Origin of the sequence: Vibrio proteolyticus NBRC 13287 (assembly GCF_000467125.1) — a bacterium.
In the GTDB taxonomy this organism is placed as follows: domain Bacteria; phylum Pseudomonadota; class Gammaproteobacteria; order Enterobacterales; family Vibrionaceae; genus Vibrio; species Vibrio proteolyticus.
The window spans coordinates 1-15,041 of sequence record NZ_BATJ01000025.1 but is presented as its reverse complement, the minus strand read 5'-3'; the positions used below and the strand labels follow the sequence as shown (position 1 = coordinate 15,041).

Here is a 15,041-nt window from a genome sequence, read left to right as displayed (position 1 = left end):
CTATCCATTCACCGTTTCCTTGCGCAGAATCGCCGGCCACTCCTCCTCACTAACCGGCATCACCGATAAGCGATTACCGCGTTTTACCAGCGGCATGTTACTCAGCTCCGGCATCGCTTTTAACACCGACAGCGGGATTACGCGCTGCGTTTTTCGCACGAATTCCACATCCACCATCACCCAACGGGGATTGTCCGGTGTGGATTTCGGATCGTAATAATCACTTTCAGGATCGAAGGCAAAGTGGTCCGGATACGCCGCTTTGGTCACCCGGGCAATGCCCGCCACCCCCACCTGTTTGCAAGAAGAGTGGTAGATCAGCACCAGATCGCCAACCTTGACCTGATCGCGCAACATATTTCTTGCCTGATAATTACGCACGCCTTCCCAGCATGAGGTATGTTGTATCCGCAGAGTATCGATAGAAAAGGTGTCTGGTTCGGTTTTAAACAGCCAGTATGCCATAATCAAGTCCAGTCAGTTTGTGTCACGAGGAAGATATACCATGAAGGCGTTGAGAAACCCAGCCACGATTGCCGCCCTGTTAGCGTTGCAGGCCTGTTCCACCACCAGCACGCAGGTCGGTGAACCGATGACCAAAGCCAGTCTGGATCAACCAGACACCATCGTTCCTCAGACGTTCATATTGCGCGGTCAGGCTGTGATCGGGAGTGAAGCACGCACACTGACGCCGTGCGGCAGCAACCAACAATACTGGTTGGAATTGTCCCCGGAACAGCTCAAGCAGGCCAAGGCGCTGTCCCACTCCCCTTATCAGCCCCTGTACGCCGAAGTGGTCGGCCAATTGCTGCTTCCAACCCGCACCGGCCCCGACGCCGATTTCACTGCCCGGTTTCAAGTCGATCACCTCAACCTAGTCAGCGCAGAAAATCCACAACGCTGCGATCAGTCGCCGCGCCCGACCCGTGCGTTTGGCACCGAGCCGTTTTGGAGCGCCAGTTTTGAGGGGCAACAACTGGTAGTGCGCACGCCTGGTGGCGCGGATCAACCAGTCGCGATTGAATCGCGCCGTATTGAGAGCGGTACCCGCCAGTATCGCCTGCAAGGCGGGGAACTGACTCTCGAGCGAGCAGCATGCAGCGATGGCATGAGCGACAGTGTCTACGCCTGGCGCTCGACACTGGAACTGAATGACAAAACCTATCAAGGCTGTGCGACACTCGCCAATGCCGATGGCAGCCAGCACTGGATTGGTCAGTATCAAGCTCAATCCACGCAGACCAGTAACTTCAGCATCACACTGGAACTCAACACCGATCACTCCGCCACGACCCGTTACGATTACCACAACGGCGATCCGAGTATCGTAGAAACCGGTTACTGGCAGCCGCTCAATCCGGAACAGGTTCAGGTAATGATGACCCGACACCAGCGCCAGTATCTGCTGTCAGAGCGAATTTTCACCCGCACCGGTGACACCCTCAGTGCCAACAAAGAAAAAGTCGGTACCCTAGTGTATCCGATCGCCAACGGCGGGCTGCAACTGTATCGTGCCGGCAGTCAGGCCGGCACTGACCCAAAGTCCATACCGTCGAGCAATAAGTTTGACCCTCAGGTCGATCAGGCCGTGCGCCAATACCTCAAACAAACCAACAACCCGGCCGAAGGCACGCACTACCGCTGGCTGACCTATGACCTCAACGGCGACGGTCAGCCGGAGCTGTTAACTCAGCTCGACTGGTGCGGTTCGGGGGGGTGTACCTTACTGGTCTTTGAAAAACGCGCCCAGCAGTGGCACGTCAACAGCCGGGTCACTCTGGTGCGCACGCCGCTCACACTCGGCACACAGCAACATCAGGGCTGGCAGGATCTGATCCTGAACGTCGGTGGTGGCGGTGCACAAGCGGCCGATCATGTGCTGCGCTACAATGGTAAGCGCTACCCGCTCAACCCCAGCACCGCGCCGCAAGCCGATGCCGCCAACATCAGCGAGACAACCCTGTTCTCCGATGGCTTGTCGCCTGCTCTGCACGGGCTGGCGCTGTAATGGCCCCCTGTCCTGACTGCGGCCTGCACCATCAGTGCATTTGTCCAGCCCTGCCCCATATTGACAGTGCGGTCAGACTGGCCTTATTGACCCACGACAATGAGTTTGAACGGGCCACCAATACCGGTCACTGGCTGGCCAAAAGCTTACCCCATTGCCACCGTTATCGCTGGAGCCGGGTTACCCCGCCAGCCGATCTGCTGCGGCTCATGAGCTGTGGTGACGTAACGCCTTATTTGGTGTTCCCGGCTACGCACAGTGTCAGCGCCGGACAGGCCTGGCATAACGGCCAGCGTCTCGGAAAAGCAGCGCTGTTCATCGTGCTTGATGGAACCTGGCAAGAAGCGCGCAAAATGTTGCGTAAAAGCCCGTGGCTACAAACTTTGCCACAAGTGCACCTCAGCCCGGCGGAAGATTCCGCTTATCGTCTGCGGCGCAATCAGGAGACGGGCCATCTGTGTACGCTGGAAGTGGGGTGTGAACTATTGACCGCCGCAGAAGAGTACGCCAGTGCCACCGCTCTGCGGGCTTTTTTGCGGGTCTCAATGGACGCTTATCAGGCCGACAAAAGCGGCCATGCTCTACAGCGCGAGTAACTGATCCAGGCGGCTGATCGTCAAGTGTGGCAACAAACGCGCTTTGCGGTTCTCGCGCAGATTCGCCGGCTGGTCATTGAACCAGCAAGCCATAAAACCATTATCCAGTGCCCCAGCCACATCGGTCACCGGATGATCGCCGACATGCAGGATCTCAGCGGCGTCCAGACCGAGCTGTTCACGAGCCTGGTCAAACATATCCGGGTACGGTTTAGCACGACCATCCGGACCGGCTTTCAGTACCCGCTGAAAATAGCCCGCTAACCCAATTCGCTCGGCATCCACATTGCCGTTGGTGATCGCCACCAGCGGCATACGCTGGGCCAGTTGCCCCAATACCCGGTGCGTTTCCTGCGGCACGGCGAAATCACTGCGCAAACGCAAGACTTCCTCAATGGCTGCCTGTGCCGCAAGTTCAGCCTGCGCCGGAGTGTAGCCGAGTTCGATCAGCCCCTGCTCAATTTGCCGGAAACGCCATAACGTAACATCATGCCGCAATGCCGGTTCAAGCTGAGCCAGACGAATTTTGAGTGCCGTCCACCAGTTATGTGACTCACTGGCGGTGAGCGGATGATGCGTGTGCAGCCAAACCACCATCTGCTCTTCGACCCGACGGATCACCGGCCGGTTGTCATACAGAGTGTCATCAAGATCAAACGTCATCGCTTTGACCGGATTCAGTTGGCGGTAACACTGCATTAGTCGCTCCCTTTCTTTTTGGCGCGTGGGTGCGCCTGATCGTAAGCCTGAGCCAGGTGTTGAAAATCGAGATGGGTATAGATCTGCGTGGTGGAAATGTTTTCGTGTCCGAGCAACTCTTGCACCGCTCGCAGGTTATTGCTCGATTCCAGCATGTGCGTGGCGAACGAATGGCGCAGTTTATGCGGGCTGATGTGACTGTTGACTGACTGTTTCTGTCCCCATTCCGCCATGCGTTTTTGCACATTTCGATGCGAAATACGTCCCCCAAGTTTAGAAACAAACAGCGCCGGCTCTTCCGCTTTCGCCAGCGTGGCACGTACTTTGAGCCACTTAGCCACCCATTCCTGCGCCATACCGGAAAACGGGACTTTGCGCTCCTTGTCGCCTTTACCAACCACACGCAGCTCACCGGAATTGAGACTGACGTCGCGCACATTAACACTGACCATTTCGGCCAATCGCAGCCCCGCCCCGTACATCAGCTCCATCATCGCCCGATCACGGATCGATAACGGATCATCGTCGTTCACTTCCAATAGCTGCCCCACTTCATCCACATCGAGGTTTTTGGGCAACGGACGCTGCTTGCGCGGGGCAGACACCCCTTTGGCCGGATTGGCGCTGATCTCACCACGTAGGATAAGAAAATCAAAAAAACTGCGTAAAGAAGAGAGCCGCGTCGCCAGACTGCTGGCTTTCATTCCTTCGCGCATGCCTTTGCTCGCCAGTTGCCGTACCCAGGCCGCATCCACCTGTTGCCAATCGCGCAGCCCCATCTGAACCAGGTGGTGCGCCATGGTTTCCAGTTGCTGCTTGTAATTACGCTGGGTATGCAGGCTGAGGCCTTTTTCGCTGCGCAGGTATTCGTAAAACCTTGTCAGCGGTGCCTGCAGCCGCTCAGGCAGAAGAGCCGGTTGCTCGTTCATGAGTCTCTGTCCAGGGTAAGGTCTCGATCAGGTGCGCCAGCACCAGCGCTAAATGACGCAAAAACAGCGTATCCATGTGCGGCTGAAAATGCCCGCCCTCTTCGCTGGAGAATGCCAACACTCCCTGAGGCTGGCCTTTTTGCAGTGGTAACACCACGTAGGATCCCATCTCCGGAGCCGCGGCATGCTCACCAAACAGCGCCAGACGATCCGCTTTGCGCATCCGGCCCAGATACGCGGGCTTGCCGTTCAGGTGATTGGTGGCGAAACGCTGGTATTGCTCTTTACTCAGTGCGTATTTCCCTTCTTCACGACGGAGCAGGCGCACGTACGCTCGCAGATTCAGCTCACGCGCTTTGTTCTCGATCGCCTTGAGTGCCTCACTGAGCGTGGCGCAACGCAAAATCTGCTCCTGCAGCTGCATAAATTCATGAAACGTGCGGTCATTGCTGGCGGCAAGCGACATCAGGGTGGTGATCTCCTCTTCCAGCTCTTCAATTCGCTGACGCTGACGGCTCAGCTGAACATGAACCAGAGACACGGCACCCTGCTCCTGGCTGGGCAGTGCCAGACTCTCAACTAAGGTTTGGCGATGAAGAAAAAAATCGGGGTTATCACGAAGATACCCCGCCACGACCTCAGCGGTCAGAGCATCTGCTTCAATGTGAGCCAAAATCTCTCCTTAACACGTCAGTTGACCATCGAACACATGAGTCGCCGGACCGGTCATGAACAAGGGTTGACCTGGTCCCTGCCAGCGAATACGCAGCTCACCACCCGGTAAACTCACGGTAACATTGTCATCCAGTAACCCCTGAACGATACCCACGGCCACCGCGCCGCAGGCACCACTGCCGCACGCTTGCGTTTCACCAGCGCCACGCTCATACACGCGCAGGCGCACTGCATTGCGGTTGACCACTTGCATAAAACCAGCATTGACCCGCTCAGGGAAGCGATCATGCGATTCCAGTAACGGTCCGAGTGTTTCCACATCGGCATGGTCTACGTCATCGACCACGGTCACCACATGCGGATTCCCCATACTGACCGTGCCACAGAACAAGGTTTTGTCCTCAACACGCAGGATATAGGTTTTCTCTGTCTGCTTGGCTCGAAACGGAATCTTGCCCGGTTCAAATTCAGGAACCCCCATGTTGACGGTGATCTGGTCATCGTCTTCCACACTGAGGATCATCTTACCTTTCTTGGTGCTGACACTGATACTGAACTTATTGGTTAAACCTTTCATCCGGACGAAGCGGGCAAAGCAGCGTGCCCCGTTGCCGCACTGTTCAACTTCACTGCCATCGGCATTAAAAATCCGGTAGTGAAAGTCGGTCTCCGGATCGTACGGCGCTTCAACCACCAGCAATTGGTCGAAGCCGACACCGGTATGACGATCCGCCAGACGACGGATCAAGTCAGGAGAAAAAAAGATGTTCTGGGTAATGCAGTCAACGACCATAAAATCGTTGCCCAGACCATGCATTTTGGAAAAATGGAAGTGCATATTGGTGTTATTACTCCGGAAGCAAGTGTTCAAGTTCCCACAAGCTGGTCAGTGTCTCACGCTGACGAACCAGATGACTCTGATCGCCATCGACCATCACTTCCGCCGCACGGGTGCGGGTATTGTAGTTGGATGACATCACAAAGCCGTAAGCCCCGGCAGATCGCACCGCCAGCAGATCGCCGGCTTCCAGCACCAGCGAGCGGTCTTTGCCGAGGAAATCACCGGTTTCGCAGATCGGGCCAACCAAGTCGTAGGTCACCGCTTCCCCCTGGCGCGGGGAGACCGGCACAATATCCTGCCACGCCTGATACAGGGCAGGACGCATTAAATCGTTCATCGCCGCATCAATAATGGCAAAATTCTTGTGTTCGGTGTGTTTGAGAAACTCGACTCGGGTCAGCAACACGCCGGCATTGGCGGCGATCGCCCGGCCAGGCTCAAAAATCAGCTCCAAATCCTGATGGTTACTCAAACGGGCCAGCAACGCTTTGGCGTATTCCGACGGTTGTGGCGGCAGTTCATCACGATACACCACCCCCAGACCACCGCCCACATCAAGATGCTTGATATTCACACCCTGAGCTTTGAGTTGATCGATCAGCGCCAGCAGACGATCCGTCGCATCAATAAACGGCGCAATATTGGTCAGTTGAGAGCCGATATGGCAGTCGATGCCCTGGATATTAAGGTTATTCAGGCTTTGAGCAAACCGGTACACTTCCGCCGCTCGATCAAAAGCGATGCCGAATTTGTTGTCGCGCAGACCAGTCGAAATATAAGGGTGAGTATTGGCGTCCACGTCCGGATTGATACGCAGTGAGATCGGCGCTTTGACCCCCAGCTCTCCCGCGACCTTATTCAGACGCTCCAGCTCCGGTTCCGACTCCACATTAAAGCACTTGATGTTGAGCTCGAGTGCCCGCTTCATCTCCGCTTCGGTTTTGCCCACACCGGAGAAAACCACTTTGGCCGGATCACCGCCTGCGGCAACCACGCGTTCTAGCTCTCCACCGGAAACAATATCAAACCCAGAGCCAAGGCGCGCCAGGGCATTGAGTACTCCGAGATTGGAGTTGGCCTTAACGGCATAACAGACCAGATGTGGATGTTCACCAACGGATTTATCAAACGCGTTCCAGTGACGCTCCAGCGTCGCGCGTGAGTAGACATAAAGTGGCGTGCCGTACTGCTCAGCCAGAGTGGCGAGCGCAACTTCTTCGGCCCAAAGCTGGCCATCTTCCTGATAGTTGAAATAATCCAAAGTGTTATCCCTTATAAATTCGACTGAAATGACGTTATTGAGCCTGGTCTTGCTCTGGTTGATTCTGCTGAGCGTCTTCCGGGAAGTACAACGGGCCAGTCTGACCACAGCCTGCCAGTCCCATTACCGATAACAGAAACAACGCCATAATAGATTTTTTCATTTTGCATATCGTGATTATTGATTCAATGCCCCCTATAATCGCACCACACTCAGGAAAAGCAATAGGATAGAAAGGATGAACGATACTGAATTTCATCAACTGGTCGATTCCCAGCTGCAAATCATTGAAGAAGCAATTGATGAGTCAGGCGCGGACATCGATTACGAGACCAGCGGCAATGTCATGACTCTGGAATTTGACGATCGCAGCCAGATCATCATCAACCGTCAGGAGCCGATGCACGAGATTTGGCTGGCGTCCAAATCGGGCGGTTTTCACTTTCAACTCAAAGACGCAGAGTGGATCTGCTCCAAGACCGGCGTGGAATTCATCACCATGGTGAAACAAGAGTGCGAGAAACACGCCGGCGAATCCATCGACTGGTAAGCTGTCCACCACAACGAAAAAAGAGCCCAAAAGGCTCTTTTTTATCAGGCGTTCACTGCGCGCGATGGCTTGGTGTAGGCGCAACCATCGTTGCGATATGGCACGATGTAGCTCTCTCCGTCCTCAGGGTGCACAATCTGATAATACTGCGGCAGGTTGAAGTTAATAAACTGCGACGACAAACAATCGTCATCACGCACCGAAGTATAAAAGCTGTTCACGCTGGCGATCATCTCATCTTTCTCACCACTGTACTGGTGGTAGACCTCTATCCGGTTGGCTTCGTCCAACACAAAGATATTGAACCCCTGCTCGGTGTCTTCAAAGAAGAACTGGATCAGACCTTCACTGGCAAAACCATCCACCACTTCCGGCAACTGGTAATCCTGTTCACGGTCGAGCACCAGCAAGGGAGAGCCATTGAGCTTATTGGTGGAGATACAGCGGTAGAAATCGACCGAGTTCTCCAGCTTCTGTACCGACACACCACGTCGTTCGAAGAACAACCCGTACATCTTGTCACCAAGACGCAAGGCTTTAAAACGGCGACGTTTCTCCGGTTCCACGGGCTTGAGGCGCAAGTCGATGCATTCAGCCAGCAACTGGTAGACCATGTTGCGCATCACGCCACGCAAGTTCTTGCTGTAGCAGAACACATCGACCGACTCCGGCGGTAGCGCATCCTGATGCATCTTACCCAATACCGTTTTCAGCGCGTCCAGAATGGCCGTCTCACCTTTAAAATGCAATGTGCGCACTTCATGCCAGGAATTTCGATACACCAGGTCAACACTGCCAACCAGATTTTTCTGCTGTGGGCCAAAGCTGAAGATATCGATGTTTTTCATGTCCACCTTAAGCGCTTTACCCTGCAGGGATTGCGTCGGATCGTTCTCAAAGTTGATGAACATGGTCAACTGACTGATTTCACACGGACTGGCCAGTGCCTGCATGCTCGGTCGACGTTTGCGCAGTGAAAACGTATTCCGCAAATCGCTGACCATCTGATAAAACTTATCGATGTCCAGGTGCGAGTCACGCACCACAGAATGCAGCCGGGTTGATTCGGTGATCATGCCGTTAAAAAACGCCCAGGCGACCAGTTTGCTCAGGTATTCATTGTGCTCCAGACTCGGCTGACCAAGAATACGATGCGGCACCAGGGGTTGCTTGTACAAATACCAGCCAGATTTATTGGTGCGTCCTTCCGGTACCTGAATGAACGTCAGATCCGGTTCATGTAAATCCGGAGAGATCTGGGGATTGAGCAGCGTCACTTTGCCCGGCAGCACCTCAAACGCCGCGTACAGCTTACGCGCCAGAATACTGATGTCCTGAGGACTGATAGCCGAGGTAATGTCATTGCGACGGGCAAACTGGATCAGGTTACGATAGCTGAGCATCAGTGCATCCAGCAACTGATGATGCATTATTTTGACCTGTTCTACTTTCCAGTTGCGGCGATTATCCAGCTCCACCAGTGTGTTGGCATCCCAATTCCAACGACTGATCATGTCACTCAGTGCCGCACGGCGCCAGGGCACAGAACCGGCACCCGGCTCACGCGACAATTTTTCGTGGGTTTTGAGATAAAAACAGCGCCGCACCAGATCCAGCCGGGTTTCATCCTGAATACGTTCCAGATAGCGGGTCACTTTTTCCAGCATCAGATAGTACGCATCCATACCATAGAGATCCGGCTCATGCGCAAAGAAACGGCGCTTGGTATCAATACACAATAACTGAGTGTGCGGGTACTCCCACGAATACGCTTCAAGCAGAATCGCTTTCAACACCGACTTGTAGGGCGAGTCGATACTTTTGTACAACTGCCACAAGTTCGCGCCGAAATACTCTTCAGCCGGAATGCAGTTGAGTTTACCGAAGTCGATCCATTCACTGCAGTCGATGTGATCTTCGCGACACAGGTTGGCAACGTATTCGTCGTAGCACTCTTCCATTTCCGGCGGCACAATTTGCCACAGCAGGCGCTGGCCCGCCAGACGTACCGCGCTGCGGTAGAATTCGTCCAGCAACAGCAAATGTTGTGACGAGCCGCAGTTATCCCCCGTCATCTCTTCCGACTGATTGGTGCGAAAACGCGTCTCATCCATCAGGAAAAAGTTGGCTTCCACCCCCTGACTTTTAGCCCACTCCGTGATCAGAAGGCATTTACGGATCAGCACCTCACGCGCGTCTTTGCCCATCGTCGGTGAAATGCACACCCAGATGTCCAGATCACTCGATGTGCTCTGTCCGATCGAAGACGTACTGCCCATGGTATAAAGACCGAGAATGTCATGTTGCGCTGGGGAGTTGAGAGACTGACCGATCGTCAGTTCGGTTTCTTCAATGAATTGCTGCTGCACGTCATTGAACGCCATGCCGAACACCCCGCGTGGGACGTCATCGTGATGGTAACCGGGAAGAATGGGATGATTGAAATGAAACAGGACCGGGATCAGGTGGAAGACACGCTGACTTTGCACGTCCATAAGAGCCAGCGCACGCTCACTGCGTTGCTGGTTCAGTTTGTCTAAACGCTGGATCAGGGTCTGGGTGTACGCCTTCAAGGTCAAGTCCTTGGTTTCAATTCTTTAAGGTGCTCTGTTTAACTTTTATTCTATCGCACCGACAAAACGTGATCAATCTAACACTTTTATTTCGATTGGTAAAGAAATGAACGAACTCTTGCGCTCGTCTGACGTTGAAACGTCTCTGTCATATTGGATTTCGACATAGTGTGGTACGCAACTGATCGATCTGATAATCACACGTCGCCGAGTTGAGACTTTAATCACATTCTTTTGCCGATGCAGCCTGGCTTACATGTCAATTTGTCCGCCTCGCGATCTAGAGATGAGACTTTCCCACAGGGAATGGTAGGATTAGAGCATTATACACCGAACAACAGGATACCCATGACACAGTCCACTCCTATCCGAATCGCCACGCGAAAAAGTCCTCTCGCTTTATGGCAGGCTCACTTTGTTAAAGACGCCCTGCAAGCCGCTCACCCGGGCCTGGAGGTGGAGTTGGTCACCATGGTGACCAAAGGTGACGTGATTCTGGATACACCACTGGCCAAAGTCGGTGGTAAAGGCCTGTTCGTTAAAGAGCTTGAGGTCGCGATGCTGGAAGGGCGTGCCGATCTGGCCGTGCATTCGATGAAAGACGTTCCGGTCGACTTTCCACCCGGCTTGGGACTGGTCACCATCTGTGAGCGTGAAGACCCACGTGATGCCTTTGTCTCCAATACTTACCACAATGTCGATGATCTGCCGCAAGGCGCCGTTGTCGGCACCTGCAGTCTGCGCCGTCAATGTCAGTTAAAAGAGTATCGCCCCGATCTAGTGATCAAAGAGCTGCGTGGTAACGTGGGCACACGGCTGGGTAAACTCGATGCAGGCGAATACGACGCCATCATCTTGGCCGCGGCCGGTTTAAAGCGTCTCGAATTGGAGTCACGCATTCGGAGCTTTATTGAACCAGAACAATCTTTGCCAGCCGTCGGCCAGGGCGCCGTTGGTATCGAATGCCGTCTGGATGACGAGCGTCTGCTGACCCTTCTGGCACCGCTCAACCACCCAGACACCGCTGACCGGGTCAAGTGCGAACGGGCCATGAACCTGACGCTGGAAGGCGGATGTCAGGTACCGATCGGCAGCTATGCGCTGCTCGATGGCGATGAGCTCTGGCTCCGCGCTCTGGTGGGTGAGCCAGACGGCTCCCAAATTATACGCGGTGAAATACGCGGGCATCGCCAGCAGGCGGAACAACTCGGCATCACACTGGCGCAGCAGTTGCTTGATCAAGGAGCGAAAGTCATTCTGACCCGCTTGTATGAGGATCACGAGTAAACCATGACGGTGTTGGTCACCCGCCCCGCGCCAGCGGGGCAACAGCTCTGCCAACAACTGGCTCAGGTCGGCCAGCCAGCGATTTATCATCCTTTAATCAGCATTGATCCCGGACGCGAACTAAGTGAGTTGTGCGCGCGTCTTCCTCATAGCGACATCCTCATTGCGGTGAGCCAACACGCCGCGCATTTTGCCAGCCTGACACTGTCTCAAAACCAATACCCCTGGCCGACCGACACCCTATACCTTGCCGTTGGTCAAAAAACTGCGCACGTTTTAAGCAAAGCCACGCAACAAAAAGTACACTACCCGGACGTCAGTGACAGCGAGCACTTATTGCAACTGCCGCAGTTGCAACAAGTGCAGGATAAGAAAATACTGATTTTGCGCGGCAACGGGGGACGTGAGTTAATTTACGATACCCTCACCGCCAGAGGGGCCCATGTTCACTACCTGGAAGCATACCAGCGACACAACCTGGTCTTCGACGCCAAACGCAGCGTCGCCGACTGGCAAGCGCAACAGGTAGATACGCTGGTCGTGACCAGTGCCGAACAACTCCGTTTTCTATTTGCGCAACTTCCCGCGGCGATACAGCCGTGGGTGCAGAAACAACGCTTGCTGGTGCCGAGTGCAAGGATCTGCACACAAGCACATCAGCTTGGCTTTCGCCACGTCGTCAATGTCGGTGGCGCATCAAACAATGAAATAATGAAAGCTCTCCAGCTCACATAACAGGACATACGCAATGACAAGCAAAAATAACAATGAGCACATTGACCCTGAAGAGAAAACATCCCCGACTTCAGGCGCTGACACCACATCGCCTGAAAGCAAAGCCGAGAATAAGGACAATGCTCAGCCAGCCAAACCCGCTCAAGCATCACAATCCTCCCGCTCTGACGCCGCATCAGAACCGGGCAAATCAACGTCTAATGCGGAAAAACAAGCCAAACGCGGCGTGAAACTTGGCATTGTTGCGATTGTGATTTCCATTGCCCTCAGCGGTGGTCTGGCGTACCACGCCAGCCAGAAAGACGCAGCATATCAGGCACAGATTTCAGCCCTGCAGACCCAGTTAGCTCAAGCCCAAACAGCAATGCAATCCGATCTGGACAGCATGGAGCAACAAACGGTTAAAAAGGCAACCGAAATCACCCATCGTGCGGAAACCGTACTGACCCAGCAACAAAAAAGCATTGAAAGCCTGCAACTGGCGATTGCCGATGTGAAAGGTCGCCGCCCGAATGACTGGCTGCTGGCGGAAGCCAATTACTTGGTCAAACTGGCCGGTCGTAAACTGTTTCTTGAGCACGATGCGGAGACCGCAACTCGTTTGATGGAAAGTGCCGATCAACGTATTGCGGCGCTCAACGATCCAAGCCTGGTACCGCTGCGCAAAGCCATGGCCAACGACATCACGGATCTTAAATCGATTCCGCTGGTCGATCGTGACGGACTGGTGTTGCGCATCACGGCACTGCAACAAAAAGTTGACCGCCTGCCCTTGGCGAACGCGCTTTTGCCGAAAGAAGCCCACGCAGACGAACAGCCAGTTTCGGATGACATCAATGATTGGCAGACCAATCTGATGACCTCGCTGAAAGACTTCAGTGAAAACTTCATCACTTTCCGTACCCGCGATGGTAATGTCGTTCCGTTGCTGACGCCTGAGCAGGATTTTTACCTCAAAGAAAACATCAAAGCCAAACTGGAAACCGCGATCCGCGCGGTGTATCAGGAACAACAGCCAGTGTACACCTCCGCTTTGTCCACTGCCCTGGAGTGGTCCGGCAACTACCTGAACCAAAAAGATAAAGGCGTCCGGGATTTTAACGCTGTGCTGGAACAGCTGGGTAAACAAGAGATCCAGGTCGAGTATCCAGTCGAGCTGGAAACTCAAGATATTCTGAACCGTGTAATCACAGAGCGACTGCGTCGTGAAGTAACCACATTGATCACGGAGGAGAAATAATGTTCCGGATAATATTTCTCTTTGTTGTTTTGGGAGCGGGCCTGTTCGTCGGCACTCAATACTCCGGTCAGCAGGGATACGTCCTCATCTCCATCGCCGACAAAACCATAGAAATGAGCGTGACCACACTGGTGATCTTTATCATCACGGCACTGGCCGCACTTTTTGCACTTGAGTACACGATCAAGAAAGCCTTGTACGCCAGCTCCGTCACCTGGAACTGGTTTAATGTACGTAAGCAGCGTCGCTCCCGCCGTTACACCAATGAGGGCATCATCAAACTTCTGGAAGGGGACTTTAAAGCCGCCGAGAAAAAAGTGACGCGCTGGGCCAATCATCACGACATGCCGCTGCTGTGCTACCTGGTCGCCTCGGAAGCCGCTCTGGGCCAAGGCGATACCCAAAAGCGGGATGAGTATCTGGCACTGGCCGGGCAACAAGAAGACGCAAAACTGGCGGTTGAACTGACTAAAGCGAAACAGCAAATCCGCACCAAGCAATATGCAGAAGCATTCGACACGCTGTCGACGCTCAAAGGTCAGTACCCAACCAACAGCGTGATTATCGACCTGTTAAAGGGAGTCTATTTAGAACTCAAGTTATGGCAGCCGTTGATTGAGCTTCTGCCTAGCCTGGTCAAAGCCAAACTGATCACACAATCAGAGCATGATGAATTGAGTCAGAAAGCCCAATGCGGCCTGTTGCGTGATATCGCCGAGCAAAAAGGCAGTGAGGGACTCATTCAGCACTGGAACAGTTTGTCCCGTAAACTGAAAAACGATACCCACTTAGTGCATTGTTTTGCCCGTCAGTTAATCGCACGCAAAGCCGATTACGAAGCATTCACTGTGGTCAAAGAAGCATTGAAGAAACAATCGATACCTGAACTGTATGCCCTGATCCCAGAAATGAACCTGACCGATCGCCACCCAGTCGAAGTATTCTTGCAAGATGCTTTACGTAGGGAGGCCACCAACGCGGAAGCGCACAGTGCGCTCGGACAGTTGTATCTGCGAGATCAAAAATGGAAAGAGGCCCAGACTCATTTGGAAGCCGCGTTATCACATCGCTCTAATGTCTCGGATTATGCGTATCTGGCTGATGCTCTTGAAAAGCAAAGCCTGAACAAAGCCGCTCATGAAGTCACCCGCAAAGCACTGACGCTAGCGAAACACACTTAACCGGTACTCTGACGCAAAAAGCCGCTGACCCTGTCGCGGCTTTTTCTTTACTCATTCTCCTGTACAGCTGCTTCCTCACACGGCCTAGTATACAGCGAGCGTTCTTTCCTATTAGAGAAGGTGCTTTGCTAGCTCACCAGTCTCCACACACTTGGTCCGCCAAACATAAGTCTTATCGAACCCGAACACCTTCCGTATGTAAATTCTGGTTATGTCTGACTCGTCTTGGAGTGAGTCACGGACACTCGAGCCAAGCCCTCCAGTATGACAGTGGCTAGGGTTTCGGAGCCGACAGAAACAACACAGAGATTAGGCTAATAGAACTCTTTCAAGAATGGGGCCTAACAAAGAAAAAATAATTATCGATACACAACCAACCTCAACCTTCACCACTGGGGGTTTCGAAGGATTCCAGCTCGAAACGCGTGAGAGCGACTCGGGCGTCACATTCATCACAGGAAGCGGG

Annotated in this window: 15 protein-coding genes; 7 read left to right on the top strand and 8 right to left on the bottom strand. The window is 53.7% G+C overall.

The annotated features are described in order from the left end of the window. On the bottom strand, nucleotides 1-465 hold the full coding sequence (locus VPR01S_RS19715; RefSeq protein ID WP_021707140.1) for an EVE domain-containing protein: 465 nt from the start codon (nucleotides 463-465) through the stop codon (nucleotides 1-3). A gap of 40 nt (nucleotides 466-505) precedes the next feature. Here VPR01S_RS19715 and VPR01S_RS19710 point away from each other — a divergent pair, with 40 nt between their 5' ends. Together VPR01S_RS19710 and VPR01S_RS19705 are read left to right on the top strand one after the other, a co-directional pair. After that, nucleotides 506-2,008: a COG3650 family protein gene (locus tag VPR01S_RS19710; protein ID WP_021707139.1), complete on the top strand. Its 1,503-nt coding sequence runs from the start codon at nucleotides 506-508 to the stop codon at nucleotides 2,006-2,008. Then, nucleotides 2,008-2,604 carry a tRNA-uridine aminocarboxypropyltransferase gene (locus VPR01S_RS19705; protein WP_021707138.1) on the top strand — a complete coding sequence of 199 codons (597 nt, stop codon included), beginning with the start codon at nucleotides 2,008-2,010 and terminating at the stop codon, nucleotides 2,602-2,604. The genes VPR01S_RS19710 and VPR01S_RS19705 overlap by 1 nt, the downstream gene beginning before the upstream one ends. Here VPR01S_RS19705 and yigB read toward each other — a convergent pair. Genes yigB through lptM form a run of 6 tightly spaced genes read right to left on the bottom strand, consistent with a single transcriptional unit; the run spans nucleotide 2,590 to nucleotide 7,172 of the window. Beyond that, on the bottom strand, nucleotides 2,590-3,303 hold the full coding sequence (gene yigB / locus VPR01S_RS19700) for a 5-amino-6-(5-phospho-D-ribitylamino)uracil phosphatase YigB (RefSeq protein ID WP_021707137.1): 714 nt from the start codon (nucleotides 3,301-3,303) through the stop codon (nucleotides 2,590-2,592). The two genes, VPR01S_RS19705 and yigB, sit on opposite strands and share 15 nt — an antisense overlap. Further along, the gene (xerC, locus tag VPR01S_RS19695; protein ID WP_021707136.1) at nucleotides 3,303-4,232 is read right to left on the bottom strand and encodes a tyrosine recombinase XerC; all 930 of its coding nucleotides are present in this window, start codon (nucleotides 4,230-4,232) and stop codon (nucleotides 3,303-3,305) included. Before xerC ends, yigB begins: the two co-directional genes overlap by 1 nt. Beyond that, complete coding sequence (locus VPR01S_RS19690; protein ID WP_021707135.1) at nucleotides 4,204-4,905, bottom strand: DUF484 family protein; 702 nt, start codon at nucleotides 4,903-4,905, stop codon at nucleotides 4,204-4,206. The genes xerC and VPR01S_RS19690 overlap by 29 nt, the downstream gene beginning before the upstream one ends. Before the next feature lie 9 nt (nucleotides 4,906-4,914). After that, nucleotides 4,915-5,745: a diaminopimelate epimerase gene (gene dapF / locus VPR01S_RS19685; protein WP_021707134.1), complete on the bottom strand. Its 831-nt coding sequence runs from the start codon at nucleotides 5,743-5,745 to the stop codon at nucleotides 4,915-4,917. A 10-nt stretch (nucleotides 5,746-5,755) separates the two neighbouring features. Beyond that, nucleotides 5,756-7,009 (bottom strand): diaminopimelate decarboxylase, encoded by a 1,254-nt coding sequence (gene lysA, locus VPR01S_RS19680; protein ID WP_021707133.1) that lies wholly within the window; start codon nucleotides 7,007-7,009, stop codon nucleotides 5,756-5,758. A 34-nt stretch (nucleotides 7,010-7,043) separates the two neighbouring features. Next, entirely contained in the window at nucleotides 7,044-7,172 is a 129-nt protein-coding gene (lptM, locus tag VPR01S_RS23255; protein WP_040903185.1) for an LPS translocon maturation chaperone LptM, read from the bottom strand. A 75-nt stretch (nucleotides 7,173-7,247) separates the two neighbouring features. Between lptM and cyaY the strand changes: the two genes are divergently transcribed. After that, the gene (gene cyaY / locus VPR01S_RS19670; RefSeq protein WP_021707131.1) at nucleotides 7,248-7,559 is read left to right on the top strand and encodes an iron donor protein CyaY; all 312 of its coding nucleotides are present in this window, start codon (nucleotides 7,248-7,250) and stop codon (nucleotides 7,557-7,559) included. Nucleotides 7,560-7,603: 44 nt separating this feature from the next. Here the strand turns inward: cyaY and VPR01S_RS19665 are convergent, their stop codons facing one another. Beyond that, a complete protein-coding gene (locus VPR01S_RS19665) occupies nucleotides 7,604-10,132 on the bottom strand; it encodes a class I adenylate cyclase (protein ID WP_040903184.1) in 2,529 nt (842 codons plus the stop codon). Between the two features lie 348 nt (nucleotides 10,133-10,480). On the opposite strand from VPR01S_RS19665, the gene hemC reads away from it, so the two are divergent. From hemC to VPR01S_RS19645, 4 genes are read left to right on the top strand one after another with little or no spacing between them, the layout of a single operon-like run. Continuing rightward, entirely contained in the window at nucleotides 10,481-11,419 is a 939-nt protein-coding gene (gene hemC / locus VPR01S_RS19660) for a hydroxymethylbilane synthase (protein WP_021707129.1), read from the top strand. Nucleotides 11,420-11,422: 3 nt separating this feature from the next. Next, nucleotides 11,423-12,154, top strand: a complete 732-nt coding sequence (locus VPR01S_RS19655) for a uroporphyrinogen-III synthase (RefSeq protein ID WP_021707128.1) — start codon at nucleotides 11,423-11,425, stop codon at nucleotides 12,152-12,154. Nucleotides 12,155-12,167: 13 nt separating this feature from the next. Continuing rightward, nucleotides 12,168-13,394 carry a uroporphyrinogen-III C-methyltransferase gene (locus VPR01S_RS19650; RefSeq protein WP_021707127.1) on the top strand — a complete coding sequence of 409 codons (1,227 nt, stop codon included), beginning with the start codon at nucleotides 12,168-12,170 and terminating at the stop codon, nucleotides 13,392-13,394. Next, nucleotides 13,394-14,575 (top strand): heme biosynthesis protein HemY, encoded by a 1,182-nt coding sequence (locus VPR01S_RS19645; RefSeq protein WP_021707126.1) that lies wholly within the window; start codon nucleotides 13,394-13,396, stop codon nucleotides 14,573-14,575. Before VPR01S_RS19650 ends, VPR01S_RS19645 begins: the two co-directional genes overlap by 1 nt. Nucleotides 14,576-15,041: the final 466 nt, after the last annotated feature.